Here is a 19,186-nt window from a genome sequence, read left to right as displayed (position 1 = left end):
GAAAGCCGTCTGGTTTGTTAATTGATGAGCCTGGATCATGATCGGCAGAGCAGTTGCGCACATGATAGCGCCACCGCAAATGACTACCTTTCAGCCATGGGCATATGCATTGGCCCATCGGTTTTTTCGAAAGGATATATGATGTCATTGAGTTATGACTTTTCTGGCCAAACAGCGCTGGTGACCGGCGCCGCCACTGGCATGGGGCGGGCTGCTGCATTGCTTTACGCAGAGGCAGGGGCCTCAGTTGCCCTGCTGGATGTGAATGTGGACGAAGTGTCTGCACTTGCTGAAGAGTTGAAAGCAGGTGGCGGTGATGCGCTGGCACTGCAATGCGATGTGCGGGATGAGGCACAGGTCGCAGAAGCTGTGCAACAGACGGTGGCACGCTGGGGCAAGCTTGATATGGCCTACAATAATGCCGGTGTTCAGGCACCGCCGATCGAGATGCATGAGCAATCCGCAGAGGCATATGATCGGGTTATGGATATCAATCTGCGCGGTATCTGGGCCTCAACCAAGCATGAGGTTGTACAGATGCGCAAACAGGGGCATGGCTCGATTGTAAATTGTGCGTCAATCGGTGGCCTTATCGGCGGGCAGTTGCTGGGGGCCTATCATGCCAGCAAGCACGGCGTGATTGGCTTGACCAAAAGTGCAGCCTTGGAAAACGCTGCCCACGGCATCCGTATCAACGCAGTATGCCCCGGTACAATCGACACGCCGATGGTTGCCGAGATGAAGAATAATCAGCCGGAGAACATTGAGCGATTGATGCAGCGGCAGGTGATTGGTCGCCTTGGTCGCCCCGAAGAGGTCGCGGCGGCTGTAATCTGGTTGTCGAGCACAGCTGCCAGTTTCTGCGTCGGTTCGGTTCTTGCCGTCGATGGCGGCTTCACCGCGCATTAAGTTCACTCGTGGGCGCGGCTGGTTCAGTACCCTGAACCAGGCGCCATGCCTTTGTATTCTTTGAACGAATACAGAGACCTGGAAACCTAGAAAAACAGAGAGAAATGCATGGCGGAGGGAGAGGACTCATCCTCTAACTCTCTGATAAGCCGTGGCGAATCGCCCACAACTCCCGCCCACTCCCAAGCATTTCCTCGTATGCGCAGCTTTACGCAGTTCGCAAACGCGAGTGGCCAGCCGCGCTCATGCGGACATTTCACGTAGCCCTGCTCACCATTGCGCAACAATCTGACTGGTTTGTGCAAAGAATAGCGCTCACGAGTGAATCCAGGAGAATCGTGGCGAATTGCTTCGTAAATCTTGGAGGGAGTGGGCCTGATATCCAACCTTCTCCACACTAGGATATTGATTTTAAACATACATACGACGGCTGTCTTGGAGGAGCGGATTTCATCCGGAGCGGTTCATCATAGCACAAGGTCGGTGGCGCAGTGCGGCAATCGACTTCGTCAATCTGTGGTCGCGCCCCTGATCAGCCAACCATCGTCCTCGGCCCGCCAGAGCGGCACCGGCGTAGATGGCGAGGGTGCCGGATGCGGTCACGATATCACCTCGCTCTCCGGATGCCGGTGATCGGTCGCACACAGGGAATGATCCCCCAGAACTTCGATGACCCGGCAATCGGTGATCCGACCGCCCGCACATGGTACGACCATGCGTTCGCGCTCCCCTTGCAACGCGCTTAGCTTGGCAAGGCGGCTTCAGGCCCCGGCCAGTTGCGCCGTTGAGATGGCAGCCGTGGCGGCACCGGACTGGTCGGGCCTGCCCGACAGGCTCAGGAGGTCGCGTATCGCCTCCAAGGTAAAGCCCAGGTCGCGTGCGTGCCGGATGAAGGCCAGCCTCTCAAGGGCCTTGCGGCCGTAGAGCCGCTGGTTTCCCGCGCTGCGTTCGGCCTCGGGCAAAAGACCGATCTGCTCGTAATAGCGAATGGTCGGGACCTTCACCCTGACCTGTGCCCCGAGCTTTCCGATGGTCAGCATCAGATTCCCCCTAAGTCTGTAGTTGCTAGAGACATTATGTTCCAGATTCGATGACCACAACTGCGCCCTCGGGTCCGAGGGAAAACGATGACGGAAGCAAAAAGCGAAGCCGCCTGCGACTGGACCGTGTCAGGCATGAACAGCTGATGTGACCCTGGTAGCTTCTTCGGGTTGAAACTCCGCCGACCCTCATGGCTTTTCATGGTGCGGATCGCGCCGGATCTCGGCGCAGAGGCGGGACGAGTCGGCAGTCACAGTTTCTTAGCCTGGATACTACTCGTCGTAGTTTCTGCAAGCATCGACGCCGCTTGCCGCGTCCCTGAGCAGCTCGTCTGCAAGCAGCAACAGCTCCTCCGAGCGCGAATCGCTCAAGCGGTAGTAGACGAAGCGTCCATGTGGGTCGCCAGTTACGAGACCGCATTCGCTCAGGCAGCGGAGATGGTTCGAGGCGTTCGACTGCGACAAGCCCGTTATTGCGACGATCTCTCCAACCGAGAGGGGCCCTGCGCGTAAAGCCTCCAGGATGAACAGGCGCGAGGGATCGGCCAGCCCCCGGAACAGCTTCGCCCGTAGCAGGACAGAGTGGGCATCGGCCCGCCCAACCAGTTCGGCATCGCTCGACATATCATCCACGAATGATATAATCCTTCAGGAACAGAGAAGGTGTGGCCATGAACATAGCAGCTGCAACGGAGAAAGCCGAGACCGAACGCTACCGGGTCACCGGCATGGATTGCCCGTCCTGCGCCGGAAAGATCGAAAAGGCCGTGCGCTCGGTCGGGGTGGAAGACGTGAAGGTCTCGACGGCAACGCAGATCATGACGCTGCGCGTCGATGATCCCGCCACACGGCTGCCCGAGGTCGAGCGCGCTGTGACCGGGATCGGCTATCGGCTGGACCGCCTGGACAGGCCCGCAATTGACGGCGAAGGCGACATCGACGACCTGCCGAAAGACTTGGCGCACATCACCCCGGCCTACAAGCGGGCGCTGTGGATCGTGATCCTCCTGAACATCGGCTATGGCGTTGTAGAGGCGGTCGGCGGATTCATCTCGGGATCGCAGGCGTTGAAGGCCGACGCGCTCGACTTTCTTGGCGACGGCCTGATCACCTTCCTGGGCATTCTCGCGATTGGCTGGTCTCTGGCGTGGCGAGCCCGCTCCGCGCTGATCCAGGGCCTGTTTCTGGGTGCTCTCGGCCTGGGGGTTCTCGCCAACACCGCGTACCGCATCCTGGTCCAACAGCAGCCCGAGGCGGAGTTGATGGGCCTGTTTGCAGTGATTGCGCTGGTGGTCAACGTGGTCGCAGTGCTTCCGCTGCTGCCTCACCGGACAGGAGACGCCAACGTGCGGGCGGTCTGGCTCTTCAGTCGCAATGACGCCATCGGCAACGCCGCGGTCGTCGTGGCGGCGGGCCTGGTTGCCTGGACCGGAACGGCATGGCCCGACCTTGTGGTTGCGGCCGTGATCGCCGGGCTGTTCCTGCAATCCTCATGGTTGATCGTCCGCGATGCTCGGGCCGATCTGCGGGAGAGGACATGAGCGCCGTCCGCCGACTTGGCGTCGCGTGCGCCGTGGCTGCGTTCGCTCTGGACCAGGGCTCGAAGGCGATCGTCGTCGCTTCCCCCGCTCTCGCCGCCGGCGTGGAAGTTCTTCCCTTCTTCAATCTTGTGCGCGGTCAGAATTCCGGAGTGACCTTCGGAATGTTCGGTGGGGCGCCATGGTGGGTGCTCGCACTGCTCGCCCTCGCCATTGTGGCGGCGCTCTCCGTTTGGCTGTGGCGAGCGCAGAACCGGCTGGTCGCCGCTGCCCTCGGGCTGCTGATCGGCGGGGCCCTCGGCAACGTGCTGGACCGGCTGCGCCACGGGGCCGTGACGGACTTTCTCGATTTCTACCTCGGGGCCTATCACTGGCCCGCCTTCAACCTCGCTGACGTGGCTGTTGTCAGCGGAGTTGCCCTGCTTCTGCTGGACGGTTTTCGCGCTCCGCAAGAGCAGCGACAAGGGGAGCCGGAGGAGGGATGACCGTGCCCCGTATGCCGCGCGATGAGGATTTCGACAGCACGCTGGCGCTGCTCCGCGATCCCTATGGCTTGATTTCCAAGAGGTGCCGCCACTACGGGACCGACCTATTCGAGACCCGTCTCCTGCTCCGCAGGACGATCTGCATGACGGGGCCGGAGACCGCAGAGCTGTTCTACGATCAGGAGCGGTTCGTCAGGCGTGGTGCGGCGCCCGGCCGAGTTCAAAAGACGCTCTTCGGCCGGGGCGGCGTTCAGGGGCTTGACGATGAGGCACACCGGCATCGCAAGCAGATGTTCATGGCGCTCATGACCCCCGAGCGGATCCAGCATCTCGGAGAGCTGAGCGCCGAGCAGTGGCGCATCCATGCCCGGAATTGGGCGAGCATGGACCGTGTCGTCCTCTATGACGAGGTCCAGGAAATCCTGACCCGGGCCGTTTGCGCCTGGGCGGGCGTTCCGCTCCCAGAGAAGGAGGTTCGTCGGCGCACGGCGGAACTGACCGCGTTGTTCGATTCCGCGGGGGCGACCGGACCGAGGCACTGGTGGTCGCGCCTGTCCCGCAAGCTGTCGGACAAGTGGATTTCGGACATCGTAGAGCAGGTCCGCGCGGGCCGTCTGGACCTGCCGGAGCAAAGCCCGGCGCGCGTAATCTCCACATGGCGCGGGCCGGATGGTCAGATGCTGAGTCCACGAATAGCTGCGGTGGAACTGCTGAACATCTTGCGTCCGACCGTTGCCGTGTCCGTCTTCATCACGTTCACCGCCCACGCGCTGCACCAGTTTCCAACCTGCCGTCAAAAATTTCGGGCCGACGACGGATATCTCGAGTGTTTCGTGCAGGAGGTCCGGCGCCGGTATCCCTTCTTCCCCGCCGTGATGGCGCGCGTAAGGCGAGATTTTGAGTGGAAGGGCTACCGGTTCCCGCGTGGCCGGCGGGTGGTCCTTGATCTATACGGCACCAACCGCGACCCGCGGGCATGGGATGCGCCGGAGGAGTTTCGGCCGGAGCGATTTCAGGGTTGGGATGGCAGCCCCTTCCATTTCATTCCTCAGGGTGGCGGCGACCACCACCGGAACCATCGCTGCCCGGGCGAATGGATCACGATCGAACTGATGAAGGTGGCCTGCGAGTTCCTTACGGAACAGATCGTCTTCGATGTGCCGGACCAGGACCTGCGCATCGATATGTCGAGACTGCCGGCACTCCCGGAAAGCCGGTTCGTGATCAGCAATGTAAGGCCTGATGAGCGATGAGCACGGTCCTTTGGGCAGCTGTTCTGCTGGGTGCCGTCTGGGCGGCGCATTGGGGCGCGGAGCATCTAGCCGACCCGCTGAAGAAGCTGCGCCGCCAATGGGGGTTCTCCGTCGCGGCCGGTGGCTCGTTCATCGGACTCGCCACGGCGAGCCCGGAGGTCGGAATCAACATCACGAGCGCCTTTCGCGGCGTTGCCGATATCGGTCTCGGCGCGATGCTGGGCGCCAACATCATCGTCGTTCCGATCCTGCTCGCCACCGCCTATCTTGCTACACGGAAGAAGGAGCTTGGCGGAGAGCATCGCGATCACGAACGGCATCTGCGCGAGCACTTCCTGCCCGTGGATCCCGGGGCAGTTACCGTGCAGGCGCTGCCGTATCTCGGCATCCTCGTCGTCGTCGCCCTGCTGACGCTTCCAGAACCGTGGCGGGGCCTCCAGCCAATCGACGGCTGGATCCTGCTCATTGCGTACCTGGCCTATCTCGCGCAGGCGCTTCTGCGCGGCCGGAAGGGAGGCGAGCAGGTCGAGTGGAGCCGGCGCGAACGATGGCTCGCGGCTGGCGGTTTGGCGGCGCTCGCAGTCGGCGCTTACTTCATCGTCTTCTCGACCGAAAAGATTGTCAGCGCGCTTGGTATTTCAAAGATCATCGGCGGGCTGTTCATTACAGCGCCGGTGGCGGCGCTGCCGGAGGTCTTCGCCACATGGACCCTCGCGCGCCGTGGCCAGATCACGGCGGCCGCGACCGACGTCATCGGCGATATGGCCGCCACCATGACCATCGCCTTCATCCCGCTCACGATCATTGCGATGCCGATCCAGGACCTGCGTCTGTTCTGGGTGAGCCTGGCCTTCGTGGCGATCATGCCGGCACTCTACGCCGCGTTCATCTGGTGGGGGCGCGTGCGCGAAACCGGCTTCAGGCGGTGGCAGGTTCTCAGCTTCCCGGTCGTCTACGCTTTGTTCGTGGCGACCGTCGTTTTCTGGGTGCAGCCGTTCGGGCAGAACGGACAGAGCGGCGGAGCCGAATCCGGAGGCAGCCCAGGCGCATCGGACCAGCAGCGCTAGAGAATGATGATGCTCGCACGAACCGAGAGAGGATACGGAAGCGACATGCGGGGCTTTGAAGGGGAGCTCTGGCACGACCGGATCCGCACGATCCTCGACCACGTCAAGAGCACACGGCCAGAGCGGGAGTTCCAGGCAGTACGGAGCCGTGCCGACGAGGTTGGGCGATGACCGGGACCGAGCGCACGCGGGGCGGGAGCTCCAGCGCGCAGCCGCGCGGCTGGATCTTCGCCATACCCCTTTCCGTAGCCCTACTGCTCGGCTCCGTCTTCTATTGGGGCCTCTCGAACAGCACCGACGACCTGCCGTCCACCATGATCGGCCGCGAAGTGCCGGAGTTCGACCTGCCGCCGGTAAAGGGGCGATCCCTGGGCCTTTCGGACGGCGACCTCTACGGCGAGGTCTCGCTGGTCAACGTCTTCGCCTCCTGGTGCGTCGCCTGCCGCGAAGAGCACCCAAATTTCATGGCTCTCGAGCAAAGCGGCGCTGTGCCGATCCACGGGCTCAACTACAAGGACCAGCCGGCGGATGCGGCGGAGTGGCTGGATACGCTCGGCGACCCCTACACCCGGACCGGGGCCGATATCGACGGCCGCGTCGCGATCGACTGGGGCGTCTACGGCGTGCCGGAGACCTTCGTCGTCGGGGCCGACGGGACCATTGCCTACAAGCATATCGGTCCGGTGACCCAGTCCGATCTCGACCGAAAAATCCTGCCGCTCGTCCGGGAGCTTCAGGCAGCTGCCAAGGAAAAAAGGAACCCCGGATGAAACACCTTCTCAGCGCCGCCCTGGTCCTCGCAACATATTGGAGCAGTGCCCTGGCGGATCCGCCGCAAAACTTTGTGCTGCACGAGACGCCGCGCGAGGTGCCCGAGATCGGCTTTGCCGACGGGCAAGGGCGCGAGGTCACGCTTGAGGATTTCCGCGGCCGCACCGTGCTCCTGAATGTCTGGGCGACTTGGTGCCCGCCCTGCGTCGAGGAGATGCCGACGCTCGATGCGCTTCAGGCCGAACTCGGCGGCGACGGTTTCGAGGTGGTCGCACTCTCGATCGACCGCGCCGGGCCGGGGGCGGTGCGCACCTTCTTCGAGCAGACCGGCGTCGAACATCTTGGGCTTTACATCGACGAAACCGGCCGCGCCTCATCGAAACTTGGCGTGCTCGGGCTACCTGCTACCCTGCTGATCGATGAGGAAGGCCGTGAGCTTGGGCGCCTCATCGGCCCGGCCGAGTGGGACGAACCGGAAATGGTCGATTTCCTGCGGGGTTTGGCGGCCCGGGGCGGCAAGAGGGCCATACCCGCGGAGGCGGAACAGTCCGCCTTGTCGGAATGACCATCAATAGGAGGAAGAAGTGAGTCGCCTGACCCGCCGTACCGTGTTGGCACTCGCAGTCGCCCTCGTCGCCACACCCGTTCTTGCCCATTCAACAGCCGAGCTGAGCGAGCTGCTCGGTGGCAAGGAAAGATACTTCCAGGCCTTCGATATGCAGCCGCCGGATTTCAGGTTGAGCGATGCCGACGGCCGGATCTACAGCCCAGGGGACTTCCGCGGGAAAGTTGTGGTGCTGAACTTCGTCTATGCCAGCTGTCCCGACATGTGCCCGCTGCAGGCGGAGAAGCTCGCGGCTGTGCAGGAAATGGTTAATCAAACGCCGATGAAGGGTCTGGTCGAGTTCGTGACGATCACTACCGATCCGGCGAACGACACGCCCGACGTGATGCGCGCCTATGGACCTGCGCATGGGCTCGATCCCGCCAACTGGACGTTTCTGACCACCGCGCCGGACCAGCCGGACAACGCCACGCGTAAGCTTGTTGAGGCATTCGACCAGGGCTTCAGCTCGGCGGAAGCCGGAACACGGATCCACGGTGCCGTCACACATATCATTGACATGACGGGCCGCTGGCGGGCGAACTTCTACGGGCTTGGGTTCGACCCGACGAACATGGTGCTGTTCGTGAACGCCCTCACGAACGACTTCGCCAAGCGGCACACCAGTAGCGGACCCGGATTCTGGGGCCGCTTGACGGACTTCTTCAACTGAACGATTGGGATCGCCATCAGCATGCTTGAAATATCCGGCATCGGTGTGTTCGCCGCTTTCCTTGCCGGCGCCATCTCTTTTCTCTCGCCCTGCGTTCTGCCGCTCGTACCGGGCTATGTCTCGTATATCGCCGGCCAAGATCTGGCAACGGCGCGACGCGCCAATGTTGTGGCCCGCCTGCCGGCCGCAGGGCTCAGCCTCTGTTTCGTGCTCGGGTTCTCGACGGTTTTCGTGCTGCTCGGCGCGGGCGCCAGCATGCTCGGCCACCTGCTCCTCACATATCGCTACGAGCTCAACCTGGTGGGCGGCGCGGTCGTCATCCTCTTCGGGCTGTTCATGCTCGGCGTGTTTCGCGTCGGCCTGTTCTTCCGCGACACCCGATTCAGCTTGGACGTCCCGGGCGGACGCCCGCTCGGGGCTTATCTGCTTGGGCTCGCCTTCGCCTTCGGCTGGACTCCCTGCATCGGCCCGATCCTTGGCGCCATTCTGACGGTGAGCGCCAGCTCAGCGCAGATGTCCGGCGGAATCTGGCTTCTTTCGATCTACTCCGCCGGGCTCGGGGTGCCTTTCCTGCTGGCGGCGCTCTTCACCGATGTAATCGCGGTGCGCCTCAAGGAAGTCGGGCACGCCGGGCGCCTTCTCTACAAGGGGGCTGGCGGCGTCATGGTCATCATGGGGCTGGCCATGATGACAGGACAACTGTCGCGCTTCGCCTATTGGCTGCTCGATACCTTCCCGGTCCTGGGCAGGATCGGGTGAGGCACCGCCACGTAGCGCCACCCCGTGGCTGCCGCGAGCGAGGTCTCAGCTGTCGACAATTGTGCAGCCGCAGCCCGACAGGATGGGACTGGCGCCGCAGATTGCCCTCAGTCCGCCTCGACATATCATCAGTCGATGATATATGATCGCCTCCATCTGGAGGTCTAGGCAAAGGAGCCAAGAGCCAGTGGAGCGACCGACCATGCCCGATTATCAGCACCTGACCCGCCACTCCCCCTCCACCGGGCGCGGCAGCCCGGACGTATGGGGCGTGTACGAGGCCGCCACGGGCTCGATCCAGTACGTCGTCGCCTGCCCGGAGACCAAGGCCGCCGTCGTCATCGACACGGTGTTGAACTTCGACCCCGCCGCCGCGCGAACCTCCACCGAAAGCGCCGAACGCATCCTGGCGCTGATCGAGGAGAACGGGCTGACGCTGACGCGGATTCTCGACACGCACCCGCACGCCGATCACCTCATGGCGTCCCACTGGCTCAAGCAGCGCACCGGCAAGCCCAACGCGATCGGAGAGAAGGTACGCGAGATCGCCAAACTCTGGCGCGACTACTATCATGAGCCGGGCGCCTTCCAGACCGAGCGCCACTTCGACGCGCTCTTCGCGAACGGCGACACGTTCGAGGTCGGCTCGCTGTCCTTTCGCGTCATGCTCTCACCCGGCCATACGCTGGGCTCGATCACCTATGTCGTGGGCGACGCAGTCTTCGCGCACGACACGCTGATGTACCCGGACGTGGGCTCGTCCCGCGCCGACTTTCCCGGTGGCAGTGCGGCCGAACTCTGGGACTCGATCCAGGCGATCCTCGCACTGCCGGACGGAACTCGTGTCTTCATCGGACACGATTACGGCGCGGACGGGCGCGACGAGCCGATGTGGGAGGCGACGGTGGGCGAGCACCTGGCCTCGAACAAGCACGTGAAGAAGGGAACGACGAAGGCGGACTTCGTCGCCACGCGCGAAGAGCGCGACGCCACGCTCGGCCTGCCCGAGCGCATGCTGCACGCCCTCCAGGTCAACTTGCGCGGCGGCGCGCTCCCTGAGCCCGAGGTGGATGGCAACAGTTACTTCAAGATCCCCGCCAACAAGTTCTGATGGAGTCGAACCGTGACCAAGTCAACCCGACGCGAATTCCTTCGAACTTCGGCCGCCGCGCTGGCCGTGTCCATGACACCACCCGTAATCGGGCGCGCCTTTGCAGCCGAAGGTGGGCGCGATCTGCCTGTTCCGTCGCTGGTCGAAGTGGGGGATGGCGAGCGCTTCTCGCTCAGGGCACGAACGGGGCGCTCGAGCTTCCTGTCAGGGCGCGAAACGCCGACGGTCGGTTTCGAAAGTGACTATCTCGGTCCGGTTCTCAGACTTCGACGCGGCACCAGCGTGCGACCGGAGGTGACGAACGATATCGATGAGCCGATCACCGCTCATTGGCACGGGCTGCATGTCGAGGGGCGATACGATGGCGGTCCGCAGACGGCCTTTTCTCCGGGCGAGACCTGGCGCCCTATCTTGGACGTCGATCAGCCAGGTGCGACGCTTTGGTACCACTCCCACATCCATGGCCGCACGGGACCGCACGTCTATTTCGGCCTCGCCGGGATGCTTCAGATCATCGATCCAGAGGCTGAAACCCGCCTGCCATCGACGCATGGCGTCGATGATCTGCCTCTTATCGTGCAGGACCGCCTCTTCGCCAAGGATGGCTCACTGCTCTACGCCCCGCGTGGTCCTTCGCTCATGCATGGATACCGAGGCGACCAGATTCTCGTGAACGGAGCGATCCGGCCACGCGCAAGTGTGCCGGCGGGGCTGGTACGGTTGCGAATTCTGAACGCCTCAAACGCACGCACCTACCGTTTCGCGTTCGAAGACGGCCGTCGCTTCTATCGCATCGCCTCCGATGCGGGGTTCCTGCCCATCCCGATGACCATGAGCGAAGTCGAGCTCGCACCGGCCGAACGGGCAGAGATCGTGGTCGACTTCGCCGACGGAGCGGCGACACGGCTCGTATCCGGGCGTGGCAGACGTTCGAGAGATCGTATGATGGGTGGCATGATGGGCATGAGACTGCCAGAACCAGATGCCATCGATCGCGAGGGGCGGTTTGAAATCATGCGCTTCGAGGTCGACGGTAGGCCACCCTCCGCTGTGACGAAGCTACCGGAACGCATCCAAGGAGCCCCAAGCCTGGCGGGGCCGACAGGTGATGAGACGCGGCGGACGTTCACTCTCGACATGCATGCAGGTGGTATGGGCATGCGCGGGATGCGGAGGGAGGGGCGCATGGGCATGTCGGACAGACGCGGCGGCCGTGACATGTGGATGGGTGGAGGCATGGGCATGATGGGGATCAACGGCCGATCCATGGATCCGGACCGCATCGATCTGCGCGCCCGTCTCGGTGAACCGGAAATCTGGCGCGTGGTGACCGACTGGATGGCCCACCCGTTCCACCTGCACGGTGCGTCGTTCCGCGTCCTTTCTCACAACGGCAATCCCGTATCGCCCGAAGCCTCCGGAGCAAAGGACGTGGTACACGTCAATGGCGAAGCGGAAATACTCGTCACGTTTAACCGCAAGGCAGACGAAGCGACGCCGTACATGTTTCACTGCCACATTCTCGAGCACGAAGATGCGGGTATGATGGGACAATTCACAGTGTCATGACGGACAAAGGAAGCTGCATTCGTCATCGGGCGGGGCAGCATCGGGTTCCGACGATCTGACCGCTCTCCGTCAGTTCTGGCGGCTACGGCGCCGTCTATATGGAGTCGCAAGTGGATGCTCCGGGTGATGCCAAATAGTCGCGCTTCGCCTATTGGCTGCTCGATACCTTCCCGGTCCTGGGCAGGATCGGGTGAGGCACCGCGACGTAACGCCACCCTGTGACTGCCGCGAGCGAGGTCTCAGCTGTCGACAATTGTGCAGCCGCAGCCCGACAGGATGAGACTGGCGCCGCAGATTGCCCTCAGTCCGCCTCGACATATCATCGGCCGATGATATATGGTGGCCCTCCATCTGGAGGTCTAGGGAAAGGAGCCCCGAGCCATGAGTCTTCGCATCAACGACACCGCTCCCGATTTCGCGGCCGACACGACCGAGGGCGAGATCCGCTTTCACGACTGGATCGGCGACGGCTACGCCGTGCTGTTCAGTCATCCGAAGGACTTCACGCCCGTCTGTACGACCGAGCTCGGCTACATGGCCGGGCTGAAGGAGGAGTTCGCGAAGCGCAGCGCCAAGATGATCGGGATCTCGGTCGACCCGGTCGAGGATCACCGGAGATGGAAAGCCGACATCGAGAAGGTCTCGGGCCATAAGGTCGACTATCCGATGATCGGCGACCCCGAGATGAAGATCGCCAAGCTCTACGACATGCTCCCCGCCGAGGAGACTGGCGCGTCGGAGGGGCGGACGCCCGCGCAGAATGCCACCGTGCGCAACGTGTTCGTCATCGGGCCGGACAAGAAGATCAAGCTGATTCTGACCTATCCGATGACCACGGGTCGCAATTTCGACGAGATCCTGCGGGCGCTCGACTCGATCCGGCTCACCGCGAAGCACCAGGTTGCGACCCCGGCGCAGTGGAAGCAGGGCGAGGACGTGATCATCACGCCCGCCATCTCCGACGAGGACGCCCGGCAGCGCTTCGGCGAATTCGAGCAAGTCCTGCCCTATCTGCGCAAGACCAAGGCCCCGACCGCCTGATGTGATCGCTTTGATGTCGGCTGCCGCAGTCTGCGGTGAGCATGATCGCCTTCGTCCCGACCTACGTGCCGCCACCTCCGATTCGGCCCGGCAGCACCGAAGTCGGTCGAATCCGGCAGGCCGAGGCCTGAGTGCGCAGGACGACATAGTCGCTCAGCATGTGGACCACCGCCGAGCCCGGCGGCAGAAGCGCCACCTCTTCGGCCGCGCGCGCCTGAAACTCCCTGCCGTACTCCACGACCGGCGGACACACCGCCCGCTTGCTCGGATCAGAACCGACCGTTGCGCAGCCGGTCAGCCAGCTCATCGCGATCGCGAGGACGGCGAGCCGCCGCCTCCAGCATCCGGCGTTGGACGTCATTGGCCTTCTCCGTGGTCTCAAGGCGTTCGGCGAGGCGGCCCGTGCGTTCTCCGGAGCGCCGGAGTGAGAGCAGGAACAGGATCACCGTGAGCGCGACGGTGCCGTAGCGAAGCGCCGCCCGGCCCCATGGGCTGGCGGGGAACCAGCCGAGCAAACCGCCGATCATCGCTGCCCTCGCTTCCAGTCGTCGAGCCGGGCGTAGATCGTGACCGCGATTCCGAAAAGCGCCACGGCAATGAACACCCAGCGGAGCGTATCGAGATACGGCACAAGGGGCAGAATGGCCGATTGCGTCTCAGCCAGGACGCTCTGCGCGATCTCGACCCCCGCAGCGCCCAGTGTCGCCACGCCTGCTGCGCCGCTGCCCTTCATCGTGCGGCTGTCTGCCAGGACCTCCCGCACGGGCGCCGTTTCCGCGGCGAACGCCGTCGCCCGCACCGGGAAACGCTCGCCCCATTGCCGAGCCGGGCCGAGATCGATGTGCATGAAGCCCGAGCGCGGATAGTAGCCAAAGCCGAGGAAGCCAACGGCTCGGGCGGCAGCCTCGAAAGCCACCGGATCGTGGTTCGCCATGGTGATGTCAAAGGCCGTGCCGTCCATGTGCTTTGAGCGTGGCGCGCCGCCGACGGCCCGGTTGTGCGCCGGACTGCGGTAGGCCGAACGGACGATGAGGGGCTTGCCAAGTCGGTCGCGCAGCGCCTGGAGCTTGTCGAGCGCTTCCTCGTTTATCCGCAGGGAGCCGCTGCCCCGGCAGGCGATCTCGGCGGGGGAGAAATTCTTCCAGCGCCATGAGCGCTCGGGCACGTCGCGCCAGTGTTTGTAAGTCATGGTCGTCATCGCAGGTCTCCAGGCACAAAAAAGCCCGCTCCTCGGCGAGGGCGGGCGGTGGTCTGATGGGGCGGGCGGATGGGTTAAGGCGTCGGCCCGAAGAGCTTCAGCTTGATGGCGATGCCGGCCATCAGGGCGAGCAGGACGCCGGTGGTGATCAGGCGCACGGCGGTCTGGACGGCCGTCTGTTTCGCGAGGCGGAAACCCGCGAGCAATGAGCGAAGATCGCGGATGTCCTCGGCGGCATCCTGACCATCGAGGCCGACCTCATGCAGGGCGCGCCGCGCCCCTGTTTCGGCCGCGCGCTCCAGCAGGGCTTCAAACTCGGCGGCCGGCAGCGCGATCAACGCCCCGCTTTCTGGTTCCTTGTCCATGACGCAATCCGGGAGTGATCAGAGGACCAGCGTTCCGGCCAGCGTGAACCCGATCCCTGCGAGGGTGGCGTCGGGCGTCGATGGCGCGACTACGCTGAGCACCTGGCCGGGCTCCAGCACGGTTTCGCTGGCGGCGATGAAGGTGGCGCTCGTGGCGGCGGCGGCGAAGCGCATGGTGGCGCTGCTCACGCCATCGACCCGGATGTCGAAATCCGCACTCGCGGTTGCGGCGGACTCGGCGCTGGCATGGCTTCCGGCAAGATCGATCTTCAGCCGGGTGCGTCGCGCCACCGGCACCCGCGCTATCACCTCGTCCGCTGCCGGCTGCCCGGCCTTGTAGCCGCTGATGTCGGCCGGGGGATCGGCCGCATCCGCAGTCTCGACGACCTCGATTGCCAGCCACGTGCGCTCGAGGCCGCGCAGCTCCCCGGCCGTGCCGACATAGACGGCCAGCTCGAACCAGTCGCCCGCCGATACCGGAAGGACCGCGCTCGACAGGTTACGCATCTGGTTGGAGTAGCCGCTGTCGCCGCGCACGATGAAGGACCCGCCGCCCAGCACGCTGTTGCCGTTCTTGCGCACCTCGACCAGCTGACTGGTCGGCGAGGTCTGCCACTCGATGTTGCCGACGATCCGAACCTTCGTCACCCCGGCGGGAATGGTCAGGCGGGAGGGCTGGCCGGCATCCCAAAATGCGTCGCTGTCGTACTCGGCGCTTTGCCATGGCACGGCGACGTAGACGCCGGTCGTCGCGACGCTGAAATTGGTCGAGCGTCGCAGCAGCGCGCCCCGGAAGGGCAGCAGAGCGCGGTTGAAGATGCCGACGCCTGTGGCGCCCCACGCGGCTCCATCGAACTGGAGGACGTCGCCATTGGCGGCGCCGGCGATGGAGACGTCGGTGAGATCACCCAGCGCGCCAGCGCCGCCGCCGACCCCGTAGAGATCGCCGCCATTGCCCTGAACCAGCACCGTCGCGCCCGGAACGATGACGACCTCCGCGCCAGAGCCTGCAAATCTGGCGCGGACCTCCTGGCCGCCATTGGTGGCGTTTCGGATCGCGAGCCGCCGGTGATTGGCGGGCAGCGTCAGGGTCCGCGATGCTGTCAGAGTGCCGGTGAGGATGATCAAGCCGTTCCGGTTGGCTTGGGTGCCAGTCAGCGTCAGGTTGGCGTCGGCCATCGCCAGCGACAGGGCCCGGTTCATGGCGTTGTCGAGGGCATCGACCGCGTCGTTGATCGTGACCTCTTTCTGGTTCTGGGCGGCCGCGACATGGGTCACGGCCAGATTGGGGCTGGGCATCAGTTGATCTCCAAAGTGACGGTGCGCGGGAAGCCGCGGCCCGCGACGGCGCTGATCTGGAAGACGGTGACGGTCAGGGACGACGGGACGGCACCGAAGTCGGCGAGGATGTCGGCATTGGCATAGACGACGCTTGGGCTCGTCGCGGTGAGCGTCCGTTTCACCGCGCCGCCAGGTGCGGAGAGGATGTCGACCTCGTAGGCCTCGTAGGTCTCGCCAAGCGGCACGAGGCCGGTGCCGTCCTTCAGCTCGCCGCCGATCCGCGTCCGTCGCACCCATGAAAGGCTGATGTTGGCCGGACTGCCGGTCAGAGCCGCCTGCACGTTCCAGGGCGCGTAGGGCTTGAGGTCCCGGCCGGTGTGGCTGGCGACCAATGTTTCCGCATCCTCGAAGATCGTGCCGAAGCCGACCGCTCTCCAGGACCGGGGGAGATCGAGATCGCCGAGCGAGGTGACTATGGTCTCGACATCGTCGGGGTCGAGGAGGACAAACAATTCGCCGGCCTCGTGCCCCTCCACGAAGACGTCGGTGCCACGTCTGCCGCGCAAAAGCCCGAACAGGGTATAGGAGCCGTCCGGGTTCAGCGTCACGTCGCGGAACTGGATGATCTCGGGCTCGCCGTTGGCCTTGAGGACGAGGGCCGCGTTGGCGCCGCTGAGCATCGAGTCCTGTGTGACGCTCTCCAGCCGTTCGCCGCCGGTGGTCATAAACACCGTCAGGCTGTTCGTCTCATCGGTCGCGAACGGGGATGTCGGCGTGCCGAGGGCATTCGCCGTGGCGCCCCAGGCCGCCTCGCTCAGGGATCGCCCGACTTGTGCCCACGCCGTGCCATCGGCGCTGCGGTAGAGAGATGCGCCGGGCCAGCCCGGGCCTCCGAAGCCGCCCATGAAGTAGTAGATCCGCGACCCCGGCCCGCCGGTGTCATCGGTGTCGCGCAGTAGCGGAAGATCCGGCAGGATCAGCCGCGTCGCGGCCTGACTGCCGACGATTTGGACCGGTTTGCCGGAGCCGCCATCGGCAGCCACGTTGGAGACGTAGGTGGCGGCAGCCTCCGAAACCCCTTTCACGGCGAGCGAGAAATCGGCCCCGACATCGAGACGGGTGATGCGGGTCCGGAAGGTCGAGCCCGAGGCAAAGACCACGTCCACGACATCGGTCGGATCGAGGCGTAGCCAGTCGGCCGGCAATTCTGCCTCGTAAGCGCTGCGTTCGATCCAGGCGCTGTAGAGCGTCTTGGCTGCGATCTGCTTGGCCGTCGTCGCATCAAGCGCAAGGGCCAGCTCCACGCTGGACTGGTTGCGCGAATGCATGGTCGGCAGCGGCAGGGATGTGCGCTTTTCGCTCTGCGTGCCTTGCTGGTAGTCGGCTTGCGCGTCCATGTAGACGACGCTGACCCGTTCCGGCAGTTCGACCTCCTGCGTGCGACGCTCACGCCAGCTCTCGCCCGTGCGCTCGTCTAGCGGCAGCAGAAGATCCGCTTCGATGGTGGCGGCGGGTGGTCGTCCCCGTGTCCGGAAACGCAGGGCATCGTCGCTTTCCGCAGCATCAAAGAAATAGGCCTGCGCAAGCGGCTCGATCGCGCCCCGCACGGTGGTCTGTCGCCCGATGACATAGCCGGGGACCGTCGCCCCGAGATCGGCGACGTCGATATCGGACAGACCAAGGCCGGCACGGGCGCAAAGGTCGGAGACGATGCCGGAGAGAGTCTCTCCACCACCACCGCCGCGATTGAGGAAGAGTTTCGCCCAGCCCTGGCTGCCGCGAACCAGATGCGTGTCGGTGACGGCATCGTAGACCTGAGCGCCGCCTTCGCTGACGGCGCCCGGCCAGATCTCATTGAGAACGAGAGCTCCCGTGGCGGTGTCCAGCTGGATGACGCGCGTGGCCCGCATCAGCGTCCAACGCTGCCCGCGCAACCGGCTCTGACCGTAGTAAGGCCCTTCGTAGTTGATCTGGATCGGAACGACCGTCTTCCAGACGATGCCGGTGTCGCTGCGCCATTTCAGCGTATAGATCCCGCCGGGTGATCCCCCGTTCGAGATGCGCGCCTGAAAGATGACGCTGTCGTCGGTCGTGTCGTAGGTGAGCCCGCCCGCGCTGCCGTAGAAGCCAGTGGCGCCGCTCTCGACATCCGATGGCGAGAAGGTGGCAACCTTCTCGAAGGTGACGCCGAGGGATTGGCCGGTGAGGCCGTCGTACCCTGCAAGCGCAGAGACCCGCAGGCGATAGAGGCCGAGGCTTTCATGGTTCGTGCTCGTCCCGCTGCCGAGGATCCAGCCATCCCCGAAGCCTTCTCCGACCGCACCACCAATGACGCCTCGAACGCGAGGCTCCGTGACGCTCTGCCCGGCGCCCCAGACATAGCTCATGGTGTCGGCGCGGATGAGTCCGACATCGTCGAAGAGCGATCCGGTTAGAACGAAGTCGACCCGGCCAGAGGGGCCGTAAGCGGAGACCATCCCCATCCACGTCGTGGCGACGAACCGCAGGGTCGAATTGGTCAGGCCGCTGCTGGTGGAGCCAAAGCGGCCGACTTCCTTGATGGCGTTCGGTTCGATGCGCAGGATCGGGCGTGAGTTGCTCGATCCGGTCACGACATAGAGGTGACCGTCCTCACCGCAGAACAGCGTGCTCGGGAAGTTGTTCGGCGCGACGGCCGTGATGTCCGTCATCCGCGCCTGGCGGTCTTCTTTCATGGTCCGCAGGCTGAAGCGGCGGATCCCGGCCTCGGCGGCGTTGACGTCGCTGTCCAGGAAGTAGCCGTATCCGCGCCGCCAATCGACTGCCAGGTCGTCGATCTGGTAGGTCCCGAAATATCCGCCTTCGCCCGTCGTGATGAAATCGAGCAGCTGGTAAGGCTGCTGCGCCGCCCGCTGGTAGGTGATCTCGGCCGTGATGTTCGGGATGCGGTTGCCGAAGTCCGCAAGCGCGAGGTCTTCGAAGACGATGGTGGCAAGACCCCGATGGGCGGGCGCACGGCCCGCGCCGACGTGCGTTTCGATCAGCGGATCGGCCAGCTGATCCTCCGCCCCGGAATGGAAACGGAACTTGAGATCCGGTTTAGCAACGTCGGGGCTCGCGCCGGTCTTGTCGTAGATGAGTTTGCCGTCCGCCCAGATCCGAAGCACGTCCTCGGCCGGCCCTTCGCCGAAGCTGAGGGCGAAGGACGCGAAGTAGGAATACGTGACCGAGGTCTGGGTGGCTCCGCCGCCGCCCTTGCCGCCCGAGCGGGTCCGGGTGACGTTCTGCTGCTCACGGATGCCGGAGGACCAGATCATGTTGCCGGCCATGCGCAAAGTGCCGTAGCCGATGGCGATCGCTGCGCCATAGGCGGACGAGGAAACGGTCAGGTCTCCGAGTCGGGGGCCTTCGGTGGTGACGTTCTGCCCCTTGGCCGGGAACAAGAGGCTGCCGACCACCGAGCCGACGAGCCATCCGGCCTGCCAGCCGACGCCGACCGCGGAGCCGAGCGCGGCTCCGCCCACTGCAACGAGAATGGCCATG

General features: G+C 64.3%; 19 protein-coding genes and 1 pseudogene. 12 read left to right on the top strand and 8 right to left on the bottom strand.

Going from position 1 to position 19,186, the window contains the following annotated elements; all coding sequences use genetic code 11:
• Nucleotides 1-141: 141 nt before the first annotated feature.
• Nucleotides 142-909 carry an oxidoreductase gene (locus CBB62_13425; protein OUT39818.1) on the top strand — a complete coding sequence of 256 codons (768 nt, stop codon included), beginning with the start codon at nucleotides 142-144 and terminating at the stop codon, nucleotides 907-909.
• A 599-nt stretch (nucleotides 910-1,508) separates the two neighbouring features.
• Here the strand turns inward: CBB62_13425 and CBB62_13420 are convergent.
• Nucleotides 1,509-1,949 (bottom strand): annotated as a pseudogene (locus CBB62_13420) (MerR family transcriptional regulator).
• A 273-nt stretch (nucleotides 1,950-2,222) separates the two neighbouring features.
• Nucleotides 2,223-2,573 carry a transcriptional regulator gene (locus CBB62_13415; GenBank protein ID OUT39382.1) on the bottom strand — a complete coding sequence of 117 codons (351 nt, stop codon included), beginning with the start codon at nucleotides 2,571-2,573 and terminating at the stop codon, nucleotides 2,223-2,225.
• Nucleotides 2,574-2,620: 47 nt separating this feature from the next.
• On the opposite strand from CBB62_13415, the gene CBB62_13410 reads away from it, so the two are divergent.
• The 11 genes from CBB62_13410 to CBB62_13360 all read left to right on the top strand — a co-directional run bounded on the left by CBB62_13410 (nucleotide 2,621) and on the right by CBB62_13360 (nucleotide 12,820).
• Nucleotides 2,621-3,490 carry a cation transporter gene (locus tag CBB62_13410; GenBank protein OUT39381.1) on the top strand — a complete coding sequence of 290 codons (870 nt, stop codon included), beginning with the start codon at nucleotides 2,621-2,623 and terminating at the stop codon, nucleotides 3,488-3,490.
• Nucleotides 3,487-3,972 carry a signal peptidase II gene (locus CBB62_13405; GenBank protein OUT39380.1) on the top strand — a complete coding sequence of 162 codons (486 nt, stop codon included), beginning with the start codon at nucleotides 3,487-3,489 and terminating at the stop codon, nucleotides 3,970-3,972. The genes CBB62_13410 and CBB62_13405 overlap by 4 nt, the downstream gene beginning before the upstream one ends.
• Nucleotides 3,973-3,974: 2 nt before the next feature.
• Entirely contained in the window at nucleotides 3,975-5,225 is a 1,251-nt protein-coding gene (locus CBB62_13400) for a cytochrome P450 (GenBank protein ID OUT39817.1), read from the top strand.
• Nucleotides 5,222-6,292, top strand: coding sequence for a sodium:calcium exchanger (locus tag CBB62_13395; protein ID OUT39379.1), 1,071 nt, complete (start codon nucleotides 5,222-5,224; stop codon nucleotides 6,290-6,292). The genes CBB62_13400 and CBB62_13395 overlap by 4 nt, the downstream gene beginning before the upstream one ends.
• A 167-nt stretch (nucleotides 6,293-6,459) precedes the next feature.
• Nucleotides 6,460-7,062 (top strand): thiol:disulfide interchange protein, encoded by a 603-nt coding sequence (locus tag CBB62_13390; protein OUT39378.1) that lies wholly within the window; start codon nucleotides 6,460-6,462, stop codon nucleotides 7,060-7,062.
• Complete coding sequence (locus tag CBB62_13385) at nucleotides 7,059-7,628, top strand: redoxin (GenBank protein OUT39377.1); 570 nt, start codon at nucleotides 7,059-7,061, stop codon at nucleotides 7,626-7,628. The genes CBB62_13390 and CBB62_13385 overlap by 4 nt, the downstream gene beginning before the upstream one ends.
• A gap of 19 nt (nucleotides 7,629-7,647) precedes the next feature.
• On the top strand, nucleotides 7,648-8,340 hold the full coding sequence (locus CBB62_13380; protein OUT39376.1) for a cytochrome-c oxidase: 693 nt from the start codon (nucleotides 7,648-7,650) through the stop codon (nucleotides 8,338-8,340).
• A 21-nt stretch (nucleotides 8,341-8,361) separates the two neighbouring features.
• A complete protein-coding gene (locus CBB62_13375) occupies nucleotides 8,362-9,099 on the top strand; it encodes a cytochrome C biogenesis protein (protein ID OUT39375.1) in 738 nt (245 codons plus the stop codon).
• Nucleotides 9,100-9,301: 202 nt separating this feature from the next.
• Nucleotides 9,302-10,210, top strand: a complete 909-nt coding sequence (locus CBB62_13370; GenBank protein ID OUT39816.1) for an MBL fold metallo-hydrolase — start codon at nucleotides 9,302-9,304, stop codon at nucleotides 10,208-10,210.
• Between the two features lie 72 nt (nucleotides 10,211-10,282).
• The gene (locus tag CBB62_13365; protein ID OUT39815.1) at nucleotides 10,283-11,779 is read left to right on the top strand and encodes a hypothetical protein; all 1,497 of its coding nucleotides are present in this window, start codon (nucleotides 10,283-10,285) and stop codon (nucleotides 11,777-11,779) included.
• A 381-nt stretch (nucleotides 11,780-12,160) separates the two neighbouring features.
• On the top strand, nucleotides 12,161-12,820 hold the full coding sequence (locus CBB62_13360; GenBank protein OUT39374.1) for a peroxidase: 660 nt from the start codon (nucleotides 12,161-12,163) through the stop codon (nucleotides 12,818-12,820).
• Between the two features lie 61 nt (nucleotides 12,821-12,881).
• Here the strand turns inward: CBB62_13360 and CBB62_13355 are convergent, their stop codons facing one another.
• From CBB62_13355 to CBB62_13330, 6 genes are all read right to left on the bottom strand, one after another.
• Entirely contained in the window at nucleotides 12,882-13,181 is a 300-nt protein-coding gene (locus CBB62_13355) for a hypothetical protein (protein OUT39373.1), read from the bottom strand.
• Nucleotides 13,090-13,347 carry a hypothetical protein gene (locus CBB62_13350; protein ID OUT39372.1) on the bottom strand — a complete coding sequence of 86 codons (258 nt, stop codon included), beginning with the start codon at nucleotides 13,345-13,347 and terminating at the stop codon, nucleotides 13,090-13,092. The genes CBB62_13355 and CBB62_13350 overlap by 92 nt, the downstream gene beginning before the upstream one ends.
• A complete protein-coding gene (locus tag CBB62_13345) occupies nucleotides 13,344-14,018 on the bottom strand; it encodes a peptidase M15 (GenBank protein OUT39371.1) in 675 nt (224 codons plus the stop codon). Before CBB62_13345 ends, CBB62_13350 begins: the two co-directional genes overlap by 4 nt.
• Nucleotides 14,019-14,092: 74 nt before the next feature.
• The gene (locus tag CBB62_13340; GenBank protein ID OUT39370.1) at nucleotides 14,093-14,383 is read right to left on the bottom strand and encodes a hypothetical protein; all 291 of its coding nucleotides are present in this window, start codon (nucleotides 14,381-14,383) and stop codon (nucleotides 14,093-14,095) included.
• Nucleotides 14,384-14,401: 18 nt separating this feature from the next.
• Nucleotides 14,402-15,682: a hypothetical protein gene (locus tag CBB62_13335; protein OUT39369.1), complete on the bottom strand. Its 1,281-nt coding sequence runs from the start codon at nucleotides 15,680-15,682 to the stop codon at nucleotides 14,402-14,404.
• Nucleotides 15,682-19,185: a hypothetical protein gene (locus tag CBB62_13330; protein OUT39368.1), complete on the bottom strand. Its 3,504-nt coding sequence runs from the start codon at nucleotides 19,183-19,185 to the stop codon at nucleotides 15,682-15,684. Before CBB62_13330 ends, CBB62_13335 begins: the two co-directional genes overlap by 1 nt.
• Nucleotide 19,186 lies beyond the last annotated feature (1 nt).

This window comes from Micavibrio sp. TMED2, assembly GCA_002168225.1.
Classification (GTDB): domain Bacteria; phylum Pseudomonadota; class Alphaproteobacteria; order TMED2; family TMED2; genus TMED2.
This window is presented reverse-complemented; position numbering and strand designations above follow the sequence as displayed.